Source organism: Methylophaga thalassica MP (assembly GCF_000214595.1).
Lineage (GTDB): Bacteria > Pseudomonadota > Gammaproteobacteria > Nitrosococcales > Methylophagaceae > Methylophaga > Methylophaga thalassica.
The window spans coordinates 2,055,314-2,077,341 of the sequence record NZ_AFIG01000001.1 but is presented as its reverse complement, the minus strand read 5'-3'; the positions used below and the strand labels follow the sequence as shown (position 1 = coordinate 2,077,341).

Annotated in this window: 24 protein-coding genes; 9 read left to right on the top strand and 15 right to left on the bottom strand. The window is 42.6% G+C overall.

What is annotated here, in order from left to right:
• Positions 1–9 precede the first annotated feature (9 nt).
• Positions 10–654, top strand: coding sequence for a retropepsin-like aspartic protease family protein (locus MAMP_RS09770; protein ID WP_007145871.1), 645 nt, complete (start codon positions 10–12; stop codon positions 652–654).
• Positions 655–707: 53 nt separating this feature from the next.
• Here the strand turns inward: MAMP_RS09770 and folE2 are convergent, their stop codons facing one another.
• From folE2 to MAMP_RS09745, 5 genes are read right to left on the bottom strand one after another with little or no spacing between them, the layout of a single operon-like run.
• Positions 708–1,520 carry a GTP cyclohydrolase FolE2 gene (gene folE2, locus MAMP_RS09765; protein ID WP_007145870.1) on the bottom strand — a complete coding sequence of 271 codons (813 nt, stop codon included), beginning with the start codon at positions 1,518–1,520 and terminating at the stop codon, positions 708–710.
• Positions 1,521–1,904: a 6-carboxytetrahydropterin synthase QueD gene (gene queD, locus MAMP_RS09760; protein WP_040576268.1), complete on the bottom strand. Its 384-nt coding sequence runs from the start codon at positions 1,902–1,904 to the stop codon at positions 1,521–1,523.
• 44 nt (positions 1,905–1,948) lie between these two features.
• A complete protein-coding gene (gene dxs / locus MAMP_RS09755) occupies positions 1,949–3,772 on the bottom strand; it encodes a 1-deoxy-D-xylulose-5-phosphate synthase (RefSeq protein WP_007145868.1) in 1,824 nt (607 codons plus the stop codon).
• A 12-nt stretch (positions 3,773–3,784) separates the two neighbouring features.
• Complete coding sequence (ispA, locus tag MAMP_RS09750) at positions 3,785–4,651, bottom strand: (2E,6E)-farnesyl diphosphate synthase (RefSeq protein WP_007145867.1); 867 nt, start codon at positions 4,649–4,651, stop codon at positions 3,785–3,787.
• Between the two features lie 26 nt (positions 4,652–4,677).
• Positions 4,678–4,923: an exodeoxyribonuclease VII small subunit gene (locus MAMP_RS09745; protein ID WP_007145866.1), complete on the bottom strand. Its 246-nt coding sequence runs from the start codon at positions 4,921–4,923 to the stop codon at positions 4,678–4,680.
• A gap of 127 nt (positions 4,924–5,050) precedes the next feature.
• On the opposite strand from MAMP_RS09745, the gene ribF reads away from it, so the two are divergent.
• Complete coding sequence (gene ribF / locus MAMP_RS09740) at positions 5,051–5,983, top strand: bifunctional riboflavin kinase/FAD synthetase (RefSeq protein WP_007145865.1); 933 nt, start codon at positions 5,051–5,053, stop codon at positions 5,981–5,983.
• Between the two features lie 7 nt (positions 5,984–5,990).
• On the opposite strand, the gene MAMP_RS09735 is transcribed toward ribF, so the two are convergent.
• The 3 genes from MAMP_RS09735 to MAMP_RS09725 are packed head-to-tail and all read right to left on the bottom strand — an operon-like array spanning position 5,991 to position 7,231.
• Positions 5,991–6,353 carry a lysozyme inhibitor LprI family protein gene (locus MAMP_RS09735; protein WP_007145864.1) on the bottom strand — a complete coding sequence of 121 codons (363 nt, stop codon included), beginning with the start codon at positions 6,351–6,353 and terminating at the stop codon, positions 5,991–5,993.
• Between the two features lie 3 nt (positions 6,354–6,356).
• Positions 6,357–6,761 carry a hypothetical protein gene (locus tag MAMP_RS09730; protein ID WP_007145863.1) on the bottom strand — a complete coding sequence of 135 codons (405 nt, stop codon included), beginning with the start codon at positions 6,759–6,761 and terminating at the stop codon, positions 6,357–6,359.
• Between the two features lie 11 nt (positions 6,762–6,772).
• Positions 6,773–7,231, bottom strand: a complete 459-nt coding sequence (locus MAMP_RS09725; protein ID WP_007145862.1) for a GNAT family N-acetyltransferase — start codon at positions 7,229–7,231, stop codon at positions 6,773–6,775.
• A gap of 121 nt (positions 7,232–7,352) precedes the next feature.
• Between MAMP_RS09725 and MAMP_RS09720 the strand changes: the two genes are divergently transcribed.
• Complete coding sequence (locus MAMP_RS09720) at positions 7,353–8,099, top strand: ferredoxin--NADP reductase (RefSeq protein ID WP_007145861.1); 747 nt, start codon at positions 7,353–7,355, stop codon at positions 8,097–8,099.
• Between the two features lie 175 nt (positions 8,100–8,274).
• Positions 8,275–9,330 carry an acyltransferase gene (locus tag MAMP_RS09715; protein WP_007145860.1) on the top strand — a complete coding sequence of 352 codons (1,056 nt, stop codon included), beginning with the start codon at positions 8,275–8,277 and terminating at the stop codon, positions 9,328–9,330.
• Positions 9,331–9,332: 2 nt separating this feature from the next.
• Here MAMP_RS09715 and MAMP_RS09710 read toward each other — a convergent pair whose 3' ends face one another.
• Entirely contained in the window at positions 9,333–9,995 is a 663-nt protein-coding gene (locus MAMP_RS09710) for an SDR family oxidoreductase (RefSeq protein WP_007145859.1), read from the bottom strand.
• Between the two features lie 116 nt (positions 9,996–10,111).
• On the opposite strand from MAMP_RS09710, the gene MAMP_RS09705 reads away from it, so the two are divergent.
• The 4 genes from MAMP_RS09705 (at position 10,112) to MAMP_RS09690 (ending at position 14,424) form a co-directional block, all read left to right on the top strand.
• Complete coding sequence (locus MAMP_RS09705; RefSeq protein WP_007145858.1) at positions 10,112–10,489, top strand: ArsR/SmtB family transcription factor; 378 nt, start codon at positions 10,112–10,114, stop codon at positions 10,487–10,489.
• Between the two features lies 1 nt (position 10,490).
• Positions 10,491–10,901 carry an arsenate reductase ArsC gene (locus MAMP_RS09700; protein ID WP_007145857.1) on the top strand — a complete coding sequence of 137 codons (411 nt, stop codon included), beginning with the start codon at positions 10,491–10,493 and terminating at the stop codon, positions 10,899–10,901.
• Complete coding sequence (gene arsB / locus MAMP_RS09695) at positions 10,898–11,938, top strand: ACR3 family arsenite efflux transporter (RefSeq protein ID WP_007145856.1); 1,041 nt, start codon at positions 10,898–10,900, stop codon at positions 11,936–11,938. The genes MAMP_RS09700 and arsB overlap by 4 nt, the downstream gene beginning before the upstream one ends.
• A gap of 152 nt (positions 11,939–12,090) precedes the next feature.
• Entirely contained in the window at positions 12,091–14,424 is a 2,334-nt protein-coding gene (locus MAMP_RS09690) for a methyl-accepting chemotaxis protein (RefSeq protein WP_007145855.1), read from the top strand.
• Between the two features lie 49 nt (positions 14,425–14,473).
• Here MAMP_RS09690 and MAMP_RS09685 read toward each other — a convergent pair whose 3' ends face one another.
• From MAMP_RS09685 to MAMP_RS15710, 6 genes are all read right to left on the bottom strand, one after another.
• Positions 14,474–15,724 carry an EAL domain-containing protein gene (locus MAMP_RS09685; RefSeq protein ID WP_040576267.1) on the bottom strand — a complete coding sequence of 417 codons (1,251 nt, stop codon included), beginning with the start codon at positions 15,722–15,724 and terminating at the stop codon, positions 14,474–14,476.
• Positions 15,725–15,837: 113 nt separating this feature from the next.
• On the bottom strand, positions 15,838–16,260 hold the full coding sequence (locus tag MAMP_RS09680; RefSeq protein ID WP_007145853.1) for an MAPEG family protein: 423 nt from the start codon (positions 16,258–16,260) through the stop codon (positions 15,838–15,840).
• A 13-nt stretch (positions 16,261–16,273) separates the two neighbouring features.
• Positions 16,274–16,861: a hypothetical protein gene (locus MAMP_RS15715; protein WP_007145852.1), complete on the bottom strand. Its 588-nt coding sequence runs from the start codon at positions 16,859–16,861 to the stop codon at positions 16,274–16,276.
• 31 nt (positions 16,862–16,892) lie between these two features.
• Positions 16,893–17,279, bottom strand: coding sequence for a YybH family protein (locus tag MAMP_RS09670; RefSeq protein ID WP_007145851.1), 387 nt, complete (start codon positions 17,277–17,279; stop codon positions 16,893–16,895).
• The gene (locus MAMP_RS09665) at positions 17,276–18,808 is read right to left on the bottom strand and encodes a bifunctional GNAT family N-acetyltransferase/carbon-nitrogen hydrolase family protein (RefSeq protein ID WP_007145850.1); all 1,533 of its coding nucleotides are present in this window, start codon (positions 18,806–18,808) and stop codon (positions 17,276–17,278) included. The genes MAMP_RS09670 and MAMP_RS09665 overlap by 4 nt, the downstream gene beginning before the upstream one ends.
• Before the next feature lie 149 nt (positions 18,809–18,957).
• Positions 18,958–20,928 (bottom strand): methyl-accepting chemotaxis protein, encoded by a 1,971-nt coding sequence (locus MAMP_RS15710; RefSeq protein ID WP_007145849.1) that lies wholly within the window; start codon positions 20,926–20,928, stop codon positions 18,958–18,960.
• A gap of 260 nt (positions 20,929–21,188) precedes the next feature.
• Between MAMP_RS15710 and MAMP_RS09655 the strand changes: the two genes are divergently transcribed.
• Positions 21,189–21,989 carry a response regulator gene (locus tag MAMP_RS09655; RefSeq protein WP_007145848.1) on the top strand — a complete coding sequence of 267 codons (801 nt, stop codon included), beginning with the start codon at positions 21,189–21,191 and terminating at the stop codon, positions 21,987–21,989.
• The last annotated feature ends 39 nt before the right edge of the window (positions 21,990–22,028 follow it).

Here is a 22,028-nt window from a genome sequence, read left to right as displayed (position 1 = left end):
AGAAACGTTATGGCTAAAGTCATATTAATGTGGCTTATTATACTGTTAATTAGCAGTCGAGCAGAGGCTGTCGTTGTTAACATTATGGTGGTTGGCCTGTTTAAAGACAAAGCTGTGGTTGAAGTAGATGGTCAACAGCATTTTTTAAATGTCGGAGAAACCAGCCCAGAGGGCCTGAAGTTAATTGCTGCTAACAGTAATAGCGCAACGTTTGAAATCAATGGCGAAAAACAGATCTTTCCATTGGGCGATCGGATTAATAGCAATTACATAGAAGCCGAGAAAAAAACAGCAGTGACGTTGTGGCCGACCAATGGTATGTATACTGCTACCGGTAATATCAATGGTTATACGATAAGTTTCTTAGTCGATACCGGCGCCAGTACCATCGCTATGAATGCCGCGACGGCATCCCGCCTTGGTATTGATTATCTTCGCGGTCAGCAAGTTGGCATAAGAACGGCATCAGGCAGTAGTGTCGGATATAAGGTGAAGCTGGATTATGTGCAACTTGAACAGATAAAGCTACACAATGTCGATGCTGTGGTTTTGGATGGTGAAGAACCTTCAGTGACGCTACTGGGCATGTCTTTTCTTGGCCAACTGGATATTCAACATAATGGTGAGCGTCTCGATTTAAGACAAAAATATTGAGCATAAAAAAGCCCGGTTAAACCGGGCTTTTTTTATTTGTGATTGATGTTGTATCAATCAAAACCTTTGGTAATCAATGCGTATGCAGAGTGGTTATGAATAGATTCGAAGTTTTCTGATTCGACTGTGTAAGCGGTGATACGAGAATCATCATTTAATCTGGCTGCAATGTCACGCACCATATCTTCAACAAATTTCGGATTATCGTACGCACGTTCGGTAACGAATTTTTCATCCGGACGTTTTAATAAACCAAAGATTTCGCAAGAGGCTTCTTTTTCTACCAGATCGATTAAATCTTCAATCCAGACAAAGCTATCAACGCGAACAGTCAAAGTGACGTGTGAACGTTGGTTATGCGCGCCATAATCTGAGATATTCTTTGAACATGGGCATAAGCTCGTCACAGGAACGACGACCTTAACCGTCATCATGGTTTTAGTACCAGTGATTTCACCGATAAAGGTGACGTCATAATCCATTAGACTTTTCACTTTTGAAACAGGTGCTTCCTTATTCACAAAATAAGGGAAGTTCATTTCAATATAGCCTGATTCCGCGTCAAGACGCTCAGTCATTTGACCCAGCATTTCACGGAAAGATTTAACAGTGATCTCACGTTCATGCTGATTCAAAATCTCAACAAAACGAGACATATGTGTGCCTTTAAACTGATGAGGCAGGTTCACATACATATTAAAGTTAGCAATGGTGTGCTGTTCACCGGTGGTACGGTCACTGACTTTGACCGGGTGTTTAATATCTTTAATACCGACTTTATCAATAGCGATTTTACGCTGGTCGGCAATATTCTGTACGTCTTCGATTTCGTCTTTGATCTCAGTGCTAGCTGGGGTTGTGCTCATTCAATTGTCCTCGCTGTATTTAACGCAAGCGCGATCTGTTTCCCACAAGGTGACACCGGAAACTTTAGCGATATCATTATTTAACGTATCACTGAGCTTTTGGTAAAAAAATCTGGCAATATTTTCAGCCGTTGGATTAATGGTATCGAATGGTGGGATGTCATTCAGATAACGGTGGTCCAGCGTTTTAGCCAACTCGCGAGTAGCTGTTTTAATGGTTTTGAAGTCCATACCCATGCCATGTTCATTTAGATCAATAGCAGTGACTTCGACTTCCAGCTTCCAGTTGTGACCATGCATACGACGGCAATCACCTGGATAATCTCTTAAGGTGTGTGCCGAGGCAAAATCGGCCAGAATTTTCAGGGTATACGTTGCGCTCATAATGTTGACTATTATACTCAGGAATCGTTCACGAAGACAGCGTATTATGCCGCAAAGTGCTGATTAATGGTATGCAAAATACCTGCAGCATCCAGACCACAGTCACTTAACATGCTGCTATGAACGCCATGCTCGATAAATGTATCGGGCAATCCCATTAATTTTATGGCGACAGGATGATTTATTTCTCTTAAATATTCATTTACAGCGCTACCTGCGCCACCCATCACAGCATTTTCTTCAATAGTGATGATTAAATCGTGCGAGTTAGCAATGTGATTGATGATGTCCGTATCTAGGGGTTTGACAAAGCGCATATTCACCACCGTGGCATTGATTTGTTCTGCGGCTTGTTCAGCTGCAGTGACCATGCTGCCAAAGGCCAGAATCGCGACCTTTTTACCTTGACGTTTTAATTGGGCTTTTCCTATTTCTAATGAAGTTAAAGCTGGCTCAACAGGGGTGCCATTGCCACTGCCCCGCGGATAACGCACTGCTGCCGGTCCGTTATAACGGAAACCGGTGGTTAACATTTGCCGACATTCATTTTCATCAGCCGGTGCCATGATGATCATATTAGGAATGCAGCGCAAAAAGCTTAAATCAAAGCTACCCGCATGTGTCGGACCATCAGCGCCAACCAAGCCAGCGCGATCAATAGCAAACAGTACATTCAGATTCTGAATAGCCACATCGTGAATTAATTGATCGTAGGCTCTTTGTAAGAAGGTCGAGTAAATTGCCACAACCGGTTTTTTGCCTTCACAGGCCAAGCCTGCAGCTAAGGTCACAGAATGTTGTTCAGCGATGCCGACATCAAAATAACGCTCAGGAAAGTCTTCAGCAAAGCGGTTCAACCCCGAGCCTTCACACATGGCAGGTGTGATGCCGAATAAGTCCGGATCCAGACGAGCCATATCGCATAACCAACGGCCAAACACTTGGGTATATGTCGGCCCAGAAGATTTACTATTGGCCGGACTGACACCATGATATTTGCAGGGATGTAATTCGGCAGGCTCATAGCCTTTGCCTTTTTTGGTGACGATATGAAGAAATTGCGGACCCTTACGTTTTTTCAAATTGGTCATAGTCGCAATGAGCGTATCGATATCGTGACCATCAATCGGGCCAATATAATTAAAGCCCATTTCTTCGAATAAAGTGCCAGGAACCATCATGCCTTTAACATGCTCTTCTGCGCGTTTGGCAATTTCCCAAGCGGGTGGAATCTTTTCCAGTACACGCTTGCTGCCTTCACGAGCACTGGCGTAAAAGCTGCCTGATAATAATTTGGCGAGATAATTTGCCATGCCGCCGACATTTTTTGAAATCGACATTTCATTGTCGTTAAGAATGACTAATAAATTCGCGCTCAAGTCACCGGCATGTGCCAACGCCTCAAACGCCTGTCCGGCGGTGAGGGCGCCATCACCAATAATGGCGACAGCATGACGTGGATCATCGTTGGCTTGTGCAGCGAGTGCCATGCCAAGAGCGGCACTGATGGAGGTACTCGAATGACCCACACCAAACGTGTCATATTCACTTTCACTGCGTTTAGGAAAACCTGATAAACCACCGGGCTGACGCATAGTATTCATCTGATCCCGGCGACCAGTGAGGATTTTATGAACATAGCTTTGGTGACCCACATCCCAGACTAAGCGGTCAGTGGGGGTATCAAACACATAATGCAAGGCGATGGTGAGCTCGATAACACCTAGGTTGGATGAAATATGCCCGCCGGTTTGTTGCACACTATCGATAATGAGTGTTCTCAACTCTTCTGCCAGCTGGGGCAACTGTTTTTTGTCCAGTTGACGCAGATCTTCTGGGCTGTTGATATGAGTGAGTATAGTATCCATTCTGTCGATTTCTTAATGTGAGCGTTTCACAACAAACTGAGCTAATTCGGCCAGCACTTCTGTATTAAATGGACACTCATCAAGGTGAGTCAGTGCTTTTTCAATCAGAGCAACCGCTTTTTGTTGTGCTTTTTCAAGACCTAGTAAAGCAGGATATGTGGGTTTATTCAATGCAATATCGGCACCTTGGGTCTTTCCAAGTGTTTGAGTGTCAGAGATGACATCCAGCACATCATCCTGAACCTGAAACGCTAGTCCAATGCAGTCTGCATAACGATCAAGATGTTCCAGCGTCACTTCATCATAGTGTTCGGCAGCGAGTGCACCGAGCACAACACTGGCACGGATGAGAGCGCCAGTTTTTAATTTATGCATTGCCTGTAGGGCATCAATGTCCAGTTTTTTGCCAACAGATTCCAGATCAATGGCCTGACCACCTGCCATACCTGCTGCACCAGAAGCCTGAGTCAGTGTTTTGACCATGCGACTTTGTTGTTTCTCGGTCAGAATATCATCGCACAAGGTTTCGAAAGCCAGCGTTTGTAAGGCATCACCGACTAAAAGTGCAGTCGCATCATCATAGGCTTTGTGACAGGTCGGACGACCTCTGCGCAGATCATCATCATCCATGATTGGCATATCATCATGCACAAGTGAGTAGGCGTGAATCATTTCTACTGCCGCCGCCGCGACATCCATAGCAGATTGTTTTGCACCTAATGCCTGACCAGTAGCATAGACGAGCAGGGCGCGTAAGCGTTTGCCACCACCTAATGTGGCATAGCGCATCGCTTCAAATAAACGTGCTGAACCTGGCTTTTGTGCCTGTTGAAGACGTTTTTCCAGAACAAATTCGATTTGAGACTGGTGTTTTAACATCCAGTCCTGCAGAGGAAACTTTACGTTCACGCGTCACCAGTTTCCGGATCAAAATCTACCATATTGCTTTGGCCAGATTGTTGTAACAGCATTTGCACTTTTTGTTCTGCCGCTTGCAACGATTCCTGACAATCACGAGTTAGTAGTACGCCACGTTCATAGAGTTTGAGTGATTCTTCCAGGCTGATATCGCCTTCTTCCAGGCGTTCAACTAATGCTTCCAGCTCTTTAACTGCAGCTTCATAATCCAGTTTTTTTTGTTTCGCTGCCATTCTTGCCTCTGACCGAAATAATTTTGCGCCTATTATAAGGTAATAGGCGTGGGCTTGCCTGCTGGATTGTTTTTTTATTTGCCGTTACTCTGTTGTGTTTAGTTATTTTTTTGGTAGACAACGTCTTATGCCGAAAATTATTCGCGGTTTTCATAATTTACCTGCTTCACCTCAAGGCTGTGTTGCCACCATCGGTAATTTTGACGGTGTCCACTTAGGCCATCAAGCGGTATTGACACAATTAGCCATGAAAGGCGATACGCTGAAATTACCCGCCGTAGTGATTACGTTTGAACCGCAGCCATTTGAATATTTTGTTCCGGAAAAAGCGCCAGCCAGATTGACGCGGTTTCGTGAAAAAGTGGAGGCTTTGCGTTGTTATTCCATCCAGCAATTATGCGTTTTACGGTTTAATAAACAGTTGGCAGAGATGTCGGCTGAACTCTTTATCCAAAAATTATTAGTGGAAGGATTAAACGTTAAATATCTGGTGGTAGGAGATGACTTTCGCTTTGGCTGTGAAAGAAAAGGCGATTTTGCGTTATTACAGCAAGCCGGACGGCAATATGGCTTTCAGGTGGTGAACATGCACACCTTTGCTATCGACCAAGACCGGGTAAGCAGCACCCGTATCAGAAATGCACTAAGTAGTGGTGACTTACTCTTAGCTGAGAAGTTATTAGGACGACCTTATCGGATGAGTGGTCGGGTAGCGCATGGCGATAAGCGTGGTCGTAAGATGGGATTCCCCACGGCAAATATTCATCTTCATCGGCATAAAATTCCACTGACAGGGGTGTTTGCTGTGCAGCTATTTGGTATTGATGAAGAACCGGTTAATGGTGTGGCAAATATTGGTATCCGACCGACTATTGGTGGTAACAAGGCCTTGCTGGAAGTGCATCTGTTTGATTTTAAGAGAGAGATCTATGGCGAGCATGTTCAGGTGTTTTTCTTACATAAGATTCGTGATGAGCAGCGTTTTGACAGTCTGGATCAGCTGATCAGCCAGATTCACAAGGATGCCGATCAGGCGCGCCATTATTTTTCACAAGTCTGAATGAGGTTTATTTCAGATAATAGTCTTGTAAAAACTGATTACGTTGCCTGGTCAGCTCAATGGCGCAACTGGCGGTTACAGCTTGTTGCTGCGCATTGTTTTGCCAGGTCTGATAGACATTCAGGCATTGCGTTTTCCGGTAGGCATCCCATGTTTGCTGCGATAACTCAAGCGACTTTAGCAATGCATCGTTTTCAGCATGGCGTTGTTTGATTATCGTTAAGTCACTGACCATTTCATCAATCGCTGATTGCAGTTTCCCATCGAGACAAGCTTGCATGGCATCAGCATTTGTCATTGGACACAGTGACTGAGCCTGAGCCAATGGACTGAATAAAACGAATAGACTAAATGAGATGATTTTTTTCATGATTTAGAGTTTATCAATATCCAATAAAATCTGTTTTGCTAATGTTTCCATTCTATCCAGACTGATATCGGCTTTTTGCAGAAAATCATTGGTGTAAAACTTAGGGTCAGCCCAATGTTTACCCGTTATGTGGCAGCGTTTCGCCAGTTTACTCAGTCCCAAATCGTCTAAATCAAACCCCAGTTGAGTCCAGCATTTTGCCAGATGCCGCTCAGTCGCATGATCGGCTTGTTGGGTATCCTGTATCTGTCTGACGTATACACTGGTTTCCCGGGCAGCGATAATGACATTTCTCAGCGCTGTTCTGGATTGTTGCTGACGCTGTTCGCCTGCGCGATTAAGATTCGCTAACCAACGTTGTATATGTTTAAAAATTTCCCATAATAATTTGGGGTTAATGGCGTCCATGGCGTGTTTGTTTATGTGTCTAAAATTAATCGCATCGGAATCATGGCAGAGTGAGTAAACCCCTCGTCCTGATACATTTTCTGGGCAATAGCATTATCGGCATCGGTTAATAAGGTAATACGCAGACAACCTTGTTGTCTGGCAAAGTTGACCGCGGCACTTAACAAAGCCGAGCCGAAGCCTTTGCCGCGATGTTGTTCAGCAATCACCATATCTTCTAATAAAGCGACTTTACCACCCATGGCGGTTGAGGTTAGATATAACAAACTTACTACGCCGACGACTTTAGACTGGTGTTTGATAAGTAAAAAATGGCCTTTGTCGGGATGCCTGAGAATATCACTGACAGCGTGCATTTGTTTTTCTGGTTGTGGTTCAAAGTCAGCTTCCTGAGTAAACAGCACGGTCAGCAACTGGGTAATGGCATTAAGATCGGTTAATGTCGCTTCGGCAATGATGTGATTGGTCATTTAGCGTTAATCCTTGAGCTCAGGTGATGTCGGCTTTGTACGTCGTCTTAAAAGTGGAATGATAGTAGCATGACCATAAACCAGAAAGTGATATCAACCCGACAAAAAAGGAGACAGCACAATGGCAGATTGGCTGACGGCTACAGTAGTTGAAAATAAACAATGGAATGATCGTTTGCATTCATTAAGGCTGGATGTCGATTATCCAACGTTCAAAGCTGGGCAGTTTACGCGTTTAGCTCTGGAAATTGAGGGTGAACTTGTCAGCCGACCTTTTTCCTTGGTGAACAGTCCAGACACAAGACCGCTCGATTTTTATTTTATTGAGGTGCTTGATGGTTTGCTTTCTACCCGACTAGCCAAACTTAAAGCTGGTGATAGTATTTTGGTCGCACCCAAAGCCGCCGGCTTAATGACCTTGGATCAATTACCTGAGGGTAAGCATCTCTATTTGCTATCCACCGGCACGGGTATTGGCCCTTTTCTGTCTATTTTAAATACGCAGGAAGTTTGGCAGCAGTTTGAAAAAGTGGTTTTGGTACATGCGGTCAGATATCAAAACGAACTGACCTATCAGGACAACATTGATGCGATAAAACAAACACGAGCGGAGCAGTTTATTTATGTGCCTTTTGTCAGCCGTGAACAAGCACCTGATGCCTTAACAGGACGTATTCCTCAGGCTGTTGAAGATGGTCGTCTGGAGCAACGCACTGGTCTTAAAATCAATGCAGAAGACAGTCAGGTGATGTTGTGTGGTAACCCGGAAATGGTGCATGAAACCATGGACGTGTTAATCAATACGCATGGTTTGAAAAAACACTCCCGACGTGATCCAGGGCAAATCAGTATTGAAAAATACTGGTAATAAACAATAGGCCGAACAGCGGATGACAAAGGCCAGAAAAGTCGCTTAAATCGGTTTTATACGCAGCTTTTATAAATCATGATAAAAAGTGTGATTTTGGTGTATTGTTCGCCTGTTTTGTCTGTAGAAGAGTGATAAGCCGATGCGGTGGTTAATATCTGTGGTAGTTGCTTAAATGAGGTTGATTGCCTTTGATTATTTCAGGGCCATTGCCATTTTAAGCATCGTTGCCGGACATTGTATTAGCTATAAATCCATCACCAGTTTTGACGAAAGAGTGATTGCCAACTTAATTCAGGGGGGCTCACCTTTATTCGTTTTTATTTCCGGTTTTTTCTTCCATCATATTTTTTACAGGCAATTTGCATACAGCCAGTTTATGCTGAAGAAAGTTAAAAATGTCTTGCTGCCTTATCTGTTTTTATCGTCGTTAGCACTGATTTATTATTTAAGTTCAGGTGTTTCCTTACCCGATGCCAACGAGTTGGGAATCACCTCGCTCAGTCACTGGCAAGATTATTTAACCATGTTTGGCTTGTATCTATGGACCGGCCGAACCTCGTTTGCCTATTGGTATATCCCGTTTATTATGCTGATATTTCTGATGTCGCCATTGTTTATCAGCTACATCCGTCAAGGTGTAAAAACACGTATCACTATTTTTATCATTGCCTTAGTGGTGGCGATGATTGTCCATCGCCCAGCGGGTAATCTGTCGCCCTGGCATGCCGTTTTGTATTTTTTGCCTATGTATTTATTAGGTATTCTGGTATCGATGCACCGAGATTTTGTTCAGTCCTACATGGCGAACAAAACCATTGTATTGGCCGCAGGTGTTATCTTTCTGGCGATATTACAAGTGCTGATTTATCCAGGCTTTGGTAATCTACATAAATTACATGCATTCACCTTTGATGGTCTGGATATCCTGATTTTGCAGAAAATCGTTTTATGTTTTTTCTTTTTGTCACTACTGCAAAAGTTGAGCGAACGTTATCCTGACATTCCTGCACTGATGTTATTAGCCGACGCGAGTTTTGCTATTTATTTTATTCATCCCTGGGTGTTGATAGCGCTGGTGGGATATAAGTGGTTGCCTTATGTTGAAGAGATGAGCGGATTGGTACAGTTTGTTGTTACCTTTCCGCTCACTATCATTATCAGCCTGGCCGTAGCTTATCTGATAAAACGTGGTGCCGGCCATTACAGTCGTTGTCTGACAGGTTGGTAAATTTAACCCAATCGTCCCGACACACTGTTGATAAATGCCTGCGGAATAGTTTCATTACCATTGTAAAGCTCATCTATCTGGTTAATGGACTCGGTATGGTTCAGGCAATAGTGAATACAAGCAGCGACGTCAGCACGGGTAATCACATCCTTATCAGCCTGGCCTGTTCGTTGTGTGGAAATATGGCCTGTGGCTTTGTCATCAATCAGTTTGCCAGGACGTAGGATGGTGTAAGGCACGCCACTAGCTAATAAATACTCGTCGGCAAAGTGTTTACAAATATTGTAGTGTTTGATGGCCTCAGTGCCTGTTTCAGGATTGCCAGCATCTCTGGCGCTGACCATAACAAATTGTTTGATATTATGTTTCTTGGCCATATCGATAGCTTTCACCGCACCCCATAGATCAATCAGGATGGTTTTGTCAGCGCCGGTTTTTCCACCTGAGCCTGCGGTAAAGACGACTTTGTCACAATCCTCAAATGCTGTTTCCGGTAGTGGGGATTCCAAATCTGCAATAATGGTTTCAGCACCTAATTCCTGAAAGTAGGCAGCTTGCTGGGAGTCTCGGATCATCGCTTTCACCTGATTGTCATCAGCACAGAGTAACTTTATAAGTTGTTTTCCAATCTGGCCGTTGGCTCCAATGACTAATGTTTTACTCATCGTTTATCTCCCTACGATTATTTTCATACTTGTCGATCACTTTAACATGGCTACGCTTTCTGCTTATATGTCCATAATTATTGACATATAAAATATATGTCGACTATTATCGACATATGAAACTACAAAATGCACTCACCGCCTTTGATGCCTTGTCTCAGGAAACACGTCTTCAGGCCTTTAGATTACTGGTGGAAGCCGGTCCGCAAGGTATGGCAGCTGGTGCCATCAGTGATGCGCTGGGCATTCCGCATAATACCCTGTCATTTCATCTGACCCATTTAAGTCAGGCCAAGTTGGTGACATCGCGTAAAGAAGGCCGCTCTATTATCTACATGGCTAATTTTGAACAGATGAGAGACTTAATTGCCTTTATGGTCCAGGATTGCTGCAGTAGTGATTTAGCGAGATTGCATCAGGCTGAGAATGCCAATTGTGCTGTTGTGGAATTTGTTGATTGTTGTAAACCTCAATCCGTTAATACAGAGAGTTGAAATGAAAAGAATACTGGTTTTATGCACGGGTAACTCATGCCGTTCAGTGATGGCAGAGGCTTTGATTAATCAGCTTAAAGGGGCTGAATTTCAGGCCGTTAGTGCTGGCAGTCAGCCTGCGGGTTATGTTCACCCTAAATCAATAGAAACATTAAAACGCCATGGCATTGATCCTGGTCATCCGGTCAGCAAGTCATGGGATGAGTTTGCGGGTCAGCCTTTTGATTATGTGATTACCGTCTGTGACCAAGCCGCCAACGAAGTTTGTCCGATTTTTTATGGTGAGTATAAAAAACTGCACTGGAGCACTCCTGATCCTGCTAAAGCGGAGGGAACGGAGGCGGAAATTGAAGCTGCTTTTGATGAAGCGTTTCAGTTACTAAAAACACGTATTGAAGAGGAATTGGTATGAACTCGTCTTCTAGTTCAGCAATAGGATTTTTTGAACGTTATTTGTCGGTTTGGGTTGGCCTTTGTATTGTTGCTGGTGTGGCTTTGGGGTCGTTGTTTCCATCAGTGTTTCAAATGGTGGCCGCTTGGCAATATGCGAATGTGAATCTGGCTGTGGCCGTATTTATCTGGTTGATGATTTACCCGATGATGGTCAATGTGGACTTTGCCTCGATCAAAGATGTCGGTAAAAAACCAAAAGGATTATGCCTGACGCTGGTGGTGAACTGGCTGATCAAACCTTTTACTATGGCCGGGCTGGGCATTTTATTTTTTGAGATTCTGTTTGCCGGCTGGGTCGACCCTCAATCAGCAAAAGAATACATTGCCGGGATGATTTTATTGGGGGTTGCGCCCTGTACAGCCATGGTATTTGTCTGGAGTCAGTTGGTTAAAGGTGATGCAAACTACACACTGGTGCAAGTATCAATAAACGACTTAATCATGGTGTTTGCTTTTGCTCCGATTACGGCCTTTCTACTGGGTATGACCAATATTATCGTGCCATGGGAAACCCTGTTTCTATCAGTTGTACTGTATGTGGTGATTCCATTACTGGCCGGCTATATCACACGGAAACGTCTTGATAATAGTCAGGATCACCATGAAATTGCTCGTTTTACGCAAAAAGTTAAGCCTTATTCAATTCTTGGTTTGTTAGCGATGGTGGTTTTATTGTTTGGTTTTCAGGCAGAAACCATTCTGGCTAAACCGTTAGTTATTGTTTTGATTGCGATTCCATTACTGATTCAAAGCTATGGTATTTTTGCCATTGCTTATGGTTGGGCTTATTTGTGGAAAGTGCCGTTTAATGTTGCTGCACCTGCTGCACTTATTGGCACGTCTAATTTCTTTGAGCTGGCGGTAGCTGTTGCCATTAGCCTGTTTGGATTGAATTCGGGCGCTGCATTAGCCACGGCGGTCGGTGTTTTGGTTGAAGTGCCGGTAATGCTGTCACTGGTCGCTTTAGCAAACAGGACAAAACATATCTTTAAATAAAATCAACAATACTTTCAGTTGCTAGTTGTTTTTCATTTGCTCGTAAAATAAATGTGGACAATAGTTAAGGACGCGATGGATTAAATAAACCTTTATCAAGGACGATATTAGTAACAACGCTTTAGCTATCCTCATTATTACGAGCACTTGAGATGAAAATAAAACAAAAAATTACCTTGGCCGCGATTGTTATCGCTCTTACGCCAATCCTTATTTCTACCGCGCTTACCAACTATATCGCGACTAATGAATCGAGTATTGCACTACGTGAATTATCTCAAGAGCGTCTGATTTCCCTTCGTAATGTTAAGAAAAACCAGATTAGAGACTATTTCGCGACGATTAAAAATCAACTGACTAATCTGGCAAATTCTAGCTTGATTACTCAGGCCTTAGGTGATCTGAATACAGCCGCACAGAACTATGCGAATGATATTGGAGAATACAACAAAGCCAGCCTTCGCCAACATGTGAAGACTTATTATGACACGACGTTTTCTCAACGTTACGAGTCCCTGAACGGTGTAAAGCCTCCTGTGAATATGGACGATGTGTTGTCCAAACTTGATGTGAATGGATTAGCGCTGCAACAAACGTATATTGTTGATAATCCGGCACCATTAGGTAAAAAAGATGATCTGGTTCAGGCAGATGATGGCAGTAGCTATGCAAGCTATCATGCTAAATACCATCCATATCTGAAAGATTTTCTAGAGAAGTTTGGTTATTACGATATTTTCTTGGTGGATGCCGATACTGGAATGGTGGTGTATAGCGTATTCAAAGAACTTGATTACGCCACATCGCTGAAAAATGGGCCTTATGCCAACACTGCTCTTGGTCAGGCATTTAACAAAGCACTAGAAATGGGACCAGATGAACAAGTAGCGGTGGTTGATTATGCGCCATATCTGCCTTCCTATGAGAGCCCTGCCAGTTTCATGGCAGCACCTATTTCCCTGAATGGCAGTAAAAAAGGGGTACTGATTTTCCAAATGCCTGTGGATCGAATTAATCAGATTATGACCTTTGAGAAAAAATGGATGGAAGCAGGGTTGGGCGATTCAGGTGAAACTTATCTGGTCGGCCCTGATAAACGTTTACGTAGTGAAAGCCGGTTTTTAGTTGAGGATAAAGCCGCTTACCTGGAGATGCTGACAAAGACTCAGGTTATCGATGAAAAAAGCAGAAATTTGATTGAACGTAAGGGGTCAGCTTTGGGTATTTTACCGCTCAACAGTCATGGTGTTGAGGATGCATTGGCTGGTAAGTCAGGATTTGACATCATTACAGATTATCGTGGTACCCATGTGTTGTCCGCATACGCTCCTTTGGATATTGCGGGTTTGAACTGGGCAATCTTAGCGGAGATTGATGAAGCAGAAGCGTTTGCACCAGCTAATCAGTTATCAAACAGTTTATGGTTGTATGGATTATCTATTCTTGTTGTTATCGCCTTATTAGCTGTGCTGTTTGCTGTTAAAGCATCCAATCTTATTTCCACTCCAATTTTGCAAATATCAAATTTTATTTCTGGCGTGGCAAAGGATCTGGATCTGACTGCAAGACTGGATATGAAACGTACTGATGAAATTGGTGATGCCAGCAAGGCCCTCAATAATATGCTCATCACGATGCAGAAAACCATGAACAATGTAACGGATGCAAGTAGCGAAATTGCAGCAGCATCAGATGAAACCTCTGTGATCACTGAGCAAACCAGTCAGGCAGTTCAGAAACAGCAGAGTGAAACCACTCTGGTTGCCTCAGCAATGAATGAGATGACGGCTACAGTACAAGAAGTAGCAAGAAATACCAGTGATACATCAATGGCTACAGATAAAGCCGCTGAGCAGGTGGACACAGGCATCGTGGCGATGGATAAAACAGCCTCACTTGTTCAACAGCTAGCTGATGTGACTGAGACGGCAGTGGATTCTATTAATCAACTGAAAAAACGCAGTATGGATATTTCTACCGTTTTGGATGTAATTAACAATATTGCAGAACAAACGAATTTATTAGCATTAAATGCGGCTATTGAGGCGGCACGTGCCGGGGAGCATGGTCGTGGTTTTGCTGTGGTGGCTGAAGAGGTTAGGACACTGGCAAGTAAAACCACCGCTTCAATTGGTGAAATAACCAATATGATCGAGATGCTGCAACAAGGTTCGAATAATGCCGTGGATTCAATGGAAAAAAGTCAGAAACAAGTCAATGAAGCTTTGACTCAGGCGAATTCAACCAAGGAGGCATTAAGAATGATTTCTGAAGTTATCTCACATATTAATGATATGAGTCGCCAAATCGCCACAGCAGCAGAAGAGCAGGGGGCGGTGGCCGAAGAAATTAATCGTAATATTGTGTCGATCAATGATATGACCAGCCAAACCGCTGAAGGGACGGTGCAAACGTCTATTGCCAGTAAAGATCTCGCTCGTTTGGCAATTACACTCAATGATCTGGTGAAACAATTTAAAGTCTAATGAGTTAAAAAATTAACAGGCATACCATTAATGGCATGCCTGTTATTTGTTATATAGGGCAGACAAAATTCACTGCCTCTTCTAACTCCAGCGGCTGGCTAATGAAATAGCCTTGTATTTTTTTAATGCCGAGTCGAACCAGCTCTTGGAATTCTTGCTCTGTTTCTACGCCTTCGGCTAAAACTTCGCATGAGGTTTCTTTGGCATAAGCAAGTAACGCAGCGGTTAGTGCTTTTCTGGATGTATCAGTATCAATATTTCTGATTAGGCTGATGTCCAGTTTGATTATATCTGCACCCAGTTCCAAGATATGGTGGAGGCTGGAATAACCAGCACCAACATCGTCAATGGCAAGACGCACACCTTGTTTTCGCAGTGATTGTATAGCTTTACGAAAGGCATGATAGTCTGTTATCTGAGCATGTTCAGTGACTTCAAGAATAATTTTTTTATTAAATATATGCTGGTCTAAAGCTCTTTCAACGGCACCATTTATCACATACTCAGGTGATATGTTTAGAGAAAAATTGATGTCGGCTGGGAAAAGATTCATCTTATCAAGGGCCGCTGTAATAGCCATTATTTCAAGCTCCTCTCCCAGGCCGGCAAATTGAGCTTCTTCAAACCAGATATCTGGCGTGCGATATGGTGTGTTGAGAAAACGGGATAAACACTCATAACCAATCACTCTTTTTTCGTCGACGTGATATATCGGTTGGAAAACAGTTTTGATGTGTTTATTTGATAAGACTTTGCTGACTCGTCTTTTGATTTGATTTTCTTCCTGACTCTTGATCAGTTGCTTATCAATTTGACGGGCAGCTATGTCAGCAAAAATTTTCATTAGCGCTAAGTCTCGTTCGCTTAGCGTTGTGTCAGGCGTATGACTGAAACAACAGAAAGTACCATAGACTTCACCATCATTAAGTACGATGGGCACACCTAAGTAGCTACCAATATCCAGCTCTTGTGTAATCGGCATCGATTTAGTCAATGGATTTTCTGAAGTATCAGCAATGATTTCATCCAGCTCACCATCAACAATCTTTCGACAGTAAGTCAGTTCAGTAGGGTCAGCGTGTCCGGGTTTTAGAGAAATGTCTCGTTCTGCTGAATCGACCACTTCAATTTTTCGTATTTGATCGGTGAACTCGGAGATAAAAGCAACATCCATCTCCAGATGTTTACGGATAACAGACAAAATATAGCTTAAGTTATCAGTTATTTCTGTTGCTTCTGTTAAGGATAATTCGTTTTCTAATCCTTTGAGGATGGTCTCTCGCATTACCATGTTATCCATCTACTATTGGCCTGCCTTGGTATTGTCGTTGAATGATTACCAATATTTTATATTTTGTCGAGAGTGGTGTTTTTAACGTTGGTTAATTTTGGATTTTTTAAATCAACACAACATTATAAAAGTGTGATGGCGCACAGGACTAATAGTGCGATATTTGCCAGTAAACCAATCATGAAAAATACTGTTCTTGGGCTGGGGTTTTTTTCAGTGGCAATTTTATAATATAAGGCCATATGGATAATTCGTGCGATGGCAAATACCCAGATAAAAATCCCCGTCCATAGAGCATTGGCGCCAATAAGAATCGCCATAAATGATGTTCCAAGCATCAAAGGTAGGTTTTCCAGTGAGTTCATAAAGGTGCGGTGGGCACGGAACACAAATGAGGAATGACTCAAGTGTTCATCAATTTTTCCTGGAATGGCACCCGGTTGTGAGGCTTTGGTCTTACTGGCAATAAACCATTGCACTAACAGCGTTAATAAGATGATAAATAAACCGGTAAATGCGATGTGGTATACGTTTTCTAATGTCACGATATGTCTCCTTTTAGTTTTGTGCGATTAAGGCAACTGCACCAAGGATAGCCAACAGCCACAGTACTCCCCCTATGAATAAGGCGGTATAGCCTCGCCAGTCGTAGCGTGAGTTAATGGCGCCAATGGGATCATCCTTAAGCATATTGATTTTGTCTTGTAGCTCAATCAATGGGTAAACACTCAGGTAAAACAATACCAGCCAGATAATATTGAAATATTCAGGTACCACATGATTATCAGCTAAGGTGCTTGCGAGGTTGCCAAAAATGACCAGTAAGACAAACATGGTTGCAAGAAAACCTAAATGTTTATTTTCTGGAATGTCTTGGCGCAACATACTTTGTTTGATGCGTTTAGTTAATGCATGAGTGAAAAAAATAGAAAATATGCCACGCATCACCGGCATAATTTTGCCATCGATAAAAGGCTGCTGAAGTTTCCAGTTTTTATAAAACCAATAGATACCATATAAACCAAATGTGGCGAGATAAAGCCATTTCAGCTTGGTGGTGGATACAGAAAAATAGGCTTGATCTCCAGCAGCAGGGTCAATATCCGTTTCCATAGCGATATGAGCTGTTTGTGTTTCTAATTCCATTTTAGCCTCGTATTCATGAGTAACACTGCTTTTATTTGTTCTGAAGAATGGCATGTCCATAAGAGTTATCAATAGCACATCGCCAGATATCATCGCTGTTTTTAACAAAGACATACGTCGCTTGTCTTGTGGTCGGTTCGATACCTGGTGCAGAGATAATGGTATTGGCTAGTACCAGAGCGCTATCACCGGTTTCTAAAATTTCTAATGCCGCCTGTTTTATCTGTAAACCATGTTGAAAATAAACAGCAATCTTCTCAAATGCCTGAAGGATCTGAGCTTTGCCGATCGCATTCATGCCGGGTTGTACCACTAGCAGCGCATCGTCAGTGTAAATATCTAATAACGTATCGAAGTCTTCTGCGATGATGGCTTCGTCTGCTGCTTTGATCTGACTGATGATTGGATGCTCTGTCATTTAGTTTTGCCGTTCCACTTCAGTGTGTAGAGTTCAGTTCGTCGGTCTTTTAGGTTATTTACCGAGCCCTCACTGCGAGTCAGTTTGAGTTTATCCAAGTCCAGATCAGAGAACATAATCATCTCGGTATTTGGAGTTGTTTCAGCCATCACGGCATCGTGAGGATAGGAAAAATCAGAAGGGGAGAACACCGCCGCCTGAGAATATTGCACATCCAAATTTTCTACCTGAGGCAAGTTGCCGCAACTGCCACAAATGACTACATAACATTCATTTTCAATGGCGCGAGCCTGGGCACAGTGACGTACCCGAAGATAACCATTTTTGGTATCAGTCCAATACGGTACAAAAAGAATATCCATATCCTGTTGTGCCAATAAACGAGCCAGCTCAGGAAATTCGACGTCATAACAAATCAATATGCCAACACGACCTGCATCGGTGTCAAAGACTTGTAATTGATCACCGCCTTCAATCACCCAGTCACGACGTTCATGTGGGGTGATATGAACTTTGGTTTGTCGTTCAATCGTGCCATCGCGACGGCACAGATAGCTAACATTATAGAGAACATCGTCCTCCAATAATGGCATGGAGCCGGTGATGATATTGATGTTATAGCTCACAGCCATTTGCGACATTTCTGTTTTAAAACGTTCAGTAAAGCTGGCTAAAAAACGAATCGCTTCGGTTTGATTACGTTGATCGGGGCTAAGTCCCATTAATGGAGAGTTGAAAAACTCAGGGAACAGAGCAAAGTCGCTTTTATAGCTGGATAAGGCATCAATGAAATATTCGACCTGACTTAACAATTCTTCAACAGACTCGACTTCACGCATTTGCCACTGAATCGCGCCGATACGAACCTGAGTTTTCCGGGTCTCAATAACGGTACTTTCCGGTTCATAAAAAATATTGCGCCACTCCAGCAACGTCGCGTAACCCTGAGATTTTTCATCTTCAGGCAGGTATTGCTTTAATAAACGCGTCACCTGAAAGTCATTCGATAACTGAAAGGTGAGAATGGGATCATAAATACGTTTGTTTTTGACGGCCTCAAAATACTCGGCAGGCGTCATTTCGTCAGCATACTGGTGATAATTTGGAATACGGCCACCGGCCAGAATGGCTCTAAGGTTATGTTGGCGACACAGCTCTTTTCTTGCTTCGTATAAACGACGGCCTAGGCGGTAACCCCGATAATCTGGATGAATTAGTACATCCAGCCCATATAGAGCATCACCATTTTTATTATTCAGAATGGTTTCTTTTTTACTGATTAAATCATCGTAGGTATGCGGATTACTGAAACGTTGATAGTTCACTTGTACCGACAAGGCCACACCGATAATGGTGTCGTGATCGATAATACAAATCTGGCCTTCAGGTAAGTCATCAATCAGTTTGAAAATAGTATGTTCTGGCCAGGCGCCACCAATATCATCGTAAATTTTATCCATCAATAATTTGAGTTGGGGATAATCGGATTTTTCCAAGTTACGAATCTTGATGTGCAGATCTTCAGGCATAAGGTTCCTTTATCAGTTGACACATACAGCATAGGTGAGTCACTAATAATATAAAAGTCAGTGTGAAAAATTTGACAGGAAAATGAGGGGTTGGGAAGTAAAAAAATAGCCAGCCTCTTTAAAGAGACTGGCTGGATCATCTTTATAAGTTAGGAAACCTGGAATCGCATTACCTGAATTTTGAGTTTGGCACTTAAGTCTGCAATTTCATTATTGGCTGATGATATTTGTTGAGAAGCCGTGGCATTACTCTCTGAAATAATCTGAATATTGTGGACGTTGTTGTTCACTTCCTCGACAACGTAGCTTTGCTCTTCAGCTGCTGTGGCGATTTGAGCATTCATTTCAGTGATGGATGAAACGACAGAAGTGATGCTATTCAATGATTCGGTTGCCTGGCTGGTTTTCTCAGCCAAAGCACTGACGCTGAGTTTATTGGAATTCATTGAGTTAACTGCGTCGTCAGCATTGGACTGTAATGTGGCGATAAGCTGTTCAATTTCCAATGTTGATTCTTGTGTCTTTTGCGCCAGTGAGCGAACCTCATCTGCCACCACCGCAAAGCCTCTTCCTTGCTCCCCGGCGCGTGCGGCTTCGATGGCTGCATTTAATGCCAATAGATTGGTTTGTTCAGCAATATTTTTAATCACGTCCAATACGGTCTCGATGTTGACGCTACCTGTTTTGAGCGTTTGAATAACGCCTGAAGAGTGCTCGATTTCATTCACTAAACGCTCGATGGATTCAACCATCTGGTTGATCACCAGCTGCCCAGAACGTACTTCACGATCTCCATTGGATGCCGCCAGCGAAGCTTGTTCAGTATTGGTGGCGACTTCACGAACAGTGGCTGTCATTTCATTGATGGCAGTAGCTACCAGGCTGGTTTCATTTTGCTGTTTGAGAATGTTCTGTGTGGAGTCTCTTGTCACACTGGAGGTTTCTTCAGCAGCAGTAGATAGATGTTCAGTTGCCAGTGCAATTTCTCTTATCAGTTGTTCTAATTGGGCGACAAATTGATTGAAATTATCCGCAAACTGACCCAGCTCATCCTTGTTATCAATATCGATACGTAGGGTCAGGTTACCATCAGCCACTTTGTCCATAACGCCTTTCATTTTTTCAATGGGGTTAACGATGCCCTGCGCGAGTTTGAAAGAAATAAATATGCCAGCGATAGCCGCAATGGCATAGACAAGGTAGCTAAAGCGCTCTGTTTTGATGATATTGGTTTTTGCCTGTTCTCCCTGCTCAATCATTGACTTAAACACACTGTCTTTCAGAGCCTGCGTTTTACTGGAAATGATAGGGCCATTTGTGTCCAACACATTATTGATAGCATTGTTTCTTTTTGTAATAGCTGCGACTAACTCGATAAAACCGTTTTTATACGCTTCGATTTGTATGGCTGCTTCACGGGCAGACTGCAAGCTTTGGTTGTCTATTGTGTTGGCGAGTAATTCTTCTAACCATTGTTGGGTGGATTTAAGTTCTTTTTGAGCTAGGTTGTTATCATCAATACTATTGGTATCTAAATATTTGAAGACATAGAGTCGTGATAATAAAAAAGACTTAAGTGTTTCCCCTGCATAAAAAGTGGCTTCGATATCATAGTTATCGTGGGCAGAATTCAGTATGCCATCTAAACTTTTTTCAGCTAACTTCCCATTTTTATTTAAGTTGTCATAAACGATGTTATTTCTGATGGACATGTTAGCGACAACATCATTATGAAAAGCTTCATCATAACGACTGTTTAATTCATCAATTTCATTAATCAGCTTGACGCGATCTGATGCTTTAATGTCTGTCTGAGCCGTAGTAATAAGCTGTTGTAATTCGTCAGCTATCGACTTAAATTTTTCTACATTACTGTTATCGGAAGTCTTGATATAGTTTTTCACCTGCAGCCTTTTCTCATTCACTTTGTTCATGATTTGGGCAGCTAAATCCGTATCCGGTGCTAAGTTGTAAACAACATCATCAATGTTATTAGAGACAGTTTTGAGGTTTGTTGTGATGACGATGAGTAGGATAGTGAGCATCACAGTCATGACAGCAGGTGGAATCATCGATTTTTTCATCACTGATGCATTGTGATAAATGTTTCCTATGCTCATATTTACTCCTCGAGAAAACGGCTGTAGTTGGCAAGACATGGTTGATAACTACCTTTAATCCTTAACGACCTTAAAAAATGAAAATTTAGTAATTTAATGATGAGTTTTGTTAATCCAAAGCTAACTAGCTAATAGTTAGGGGAAAAGTATTAAAGTTGACTGCAATTAATCTACAAGCACAATCGCGACTTTAGATTATGAAGCTTTGTTTCTTCTTGCTATATTAGGCTTAGCCTGTTTTATAACAACGGAGTTGGACTATGGCTTCAGTGAGTTTGTCGGATTTGTCGATTGTTCTAGTAGAGCCATCTTCAACCCAGCGGAAAATTATTGTCACCCACCTGCAACAGGCCGGTGTATATAACATTGAGGGTGTGGCTTCCGGTATGGAAGCATTAAAAATCATGATGCAATACCCGCCAGATCTGGTGATTAGTGCTTTGCATTTACCGGATATGGATGCAGCAAAACTGATTGCATTAGCTCGTAAGATCAAAAGTGAAACCAATATTCACTTTATGCTGGTCTCTAGTGAAACCCGTTTTGAGGAATTAGACGATGTTCGCCAAGCTGGAATTGTGGCACTGCTGCCAAAACCCTTCGATAGTCATGATTTAGAAAAAGCCCTGGCAACCACCATTGATTTCATGGAACCTGCCAGGCTTGAGTTAGATAACTACGATATTACAGCACTTAAAGTGCTGGTCGTTGACGATAGCCTGACTGCCCGAAACCACATTACTCGTGTGTTAAAAAATCTGGGGATGAGTGATATTTCCAAAGCAAATGATGGCAAGCAGGGGGCAGAAGCCGTTAAAAATAATGAGTTTGATCTTATTTTTACCGACTTGAATATGCCCAATATGGATGGCAAACAATTAGTGGAATATGTGCGTAACGAACTTAATAATGCGTTTATTCCCATTATCATGGTCACCAGTGATGACGATGCTGCCCGTTTGGGTGAAGTGAAAGCCGCAGGTGTCACCGCCATTTGTGATAAACCCTTTGAACCGGAAGCAATACGCCAATTATTAGTCAGGGTGTTTGATGCGGATTAATTTATCTGCCACGTAAGTCTTTTTCTTGGCTTAGATAAA

Coding starts and splice junctions, on each gene's coding strand:
- MAMP_RS09770 (WP_007145871.1), top strand. CDS start 10: ATGGCTAAAGTCATATTAATGTGGCTTATTATACTGTTAATTAGCAGT.
- folE2 (WP_007145870.1), bottom strand. CDS start 1,520: ATGAGCACAACCCCAGCTAGCACTGAGATCAAAGACGAAATCGAAGAC.
- queD (WP_040576268.1), bottom strand. CDS start 1,904: ATGAGCGCAACGTATACCCTGAAAATTCTGGCCGATTTTGCCTCGGCA.
- dxs (WP_007145868.1), bottom strand. CDS start 3,772: ATGGATACTATACTCACTCATATCAACAGCCCAGAAGATCTGCGTCAA.
- ispA (WP_007145867.1), bottom strand. CDS start 4,651: ATGTTAAAACACCAGTCTCAAATCGAATTTGTTCTGGAAAAACGTCTT.
- MAMP_RS09745 (WP_007145866.1), bottom strand. CDS start 4,923: ATGGCAGCGAAACAAAAAAAACTGGATTATGAAGCTGCAGTTAAAGAG.
- ribF (WP_007145865.1), top strand. CDS start 5,051: ATGCCGAAAATTATTCGCGGTTTTCATAATTTACCTGCTTCACCTCAA.
- MAMP_RS09735 (WP_007145864.1), bottom strand. CDS start 6,353: ATGAAAAAAATCATCTCATTTAGTCTATTCGTTTTATTCAGTCCATTG.
- MAMP_RS09730 (WP_007145863.1), bottom strand. CDS start 6,761: ATGGACGCCATTAACCCCAAATTATTATGGGAAATTTTTAAACATATA.
- MAMP_RS09725 (WP_007145862.1), bottom strand. CDS start 7,231: ATGACCAATCACATCATTGCCGAAGCGACATTAACCGATCTTAATGCC.
- MAMP_RS09720 (WP_007145861.1), top strand. CDS start 7,353: ATGGCAGATTGGCTGACGGCTACAGTAGTTGAAAATAAACAATGGAAT.
- MAMP_RS09715 (WP_007145860.1), top strand. CDS start 8,275: ATGAGGTTGATTGCCTTTGATTATTTCAGGGCCATTGCCATTTTAAGC.
- MAMP_RS09710 (WP_007145859.1), bottom strand. CDS start 9,995: ATGAGTAAAACATTAGTCATTGGAGCCAACGGCCAGATTGGAAAACAA.
- MAMP_RS09705 (WP_007145858.1), top strand. CDS start 10,112: ATGAAACTACAAAATGCACTCACCGCCTTTGATGCCTTGTCTCAGGAA.
- MAMP_RS09700 (WP_007145857.1), top strand. CDS start 10,491: ATGAAAAGAATACTGGTTTTATGCACGGGTAACTCATGCCGTTCAGTG.
- arsB (WP_007145856.1), top strand. CDS start 10,898: ATGAACTCGTCTTCTAGTTCAGCAATAGGATTTTTTGAACGTTATTTG.
- MAMP_RS09690 (WP_007145855.1), top strand. CDS start 12,091: ATGAAAATAAAACAAAAAATTACCTTGGCCGCGATTGTTATCGCTCTT.
- MAMP_RS09685 (WP_040576267.1), bottom strand. CDS start 15,724: ATGGATAACATGGTAATGCGAGAGACCATCCTCAAAGGATTAGAAAAC.
- MAMP_RS15715 (WP_007145852.1), bottom strand. CDS start 16,861: ATGGAATTAGAAACACAAACAGCTCATATCGCTATGGAAACGGATATT.
- MAMP_RS09670 (WP_007145851.1), bottom strand. CDS start 17,279: ATGACAGAGCATCCAATCATCAGTCAGATCAAAGCAGCAGACGAAGCC.
- MAMP_RS09665 (WP_007145850.1), bottom strand. CDS start 18,808: ATGCCTGAAGATCTGCACATCAAGATTCGTAACTTGGAAAAATCCGAT.
- MAMP_RS15710 (WP_007145849.1), bottom strand. CDS start 20,928: ATGAGCATAGGAAACATTTATCACAATGCATCAGTGATGAAAAAATCG.
- MAMP_RS09655 (WP_007145848.1), top strand. CDS start 21,189: ATGGCTTCAGTGAGTTTGTCGGATTTGTCGATTGTTCTAGTAGAGCCA.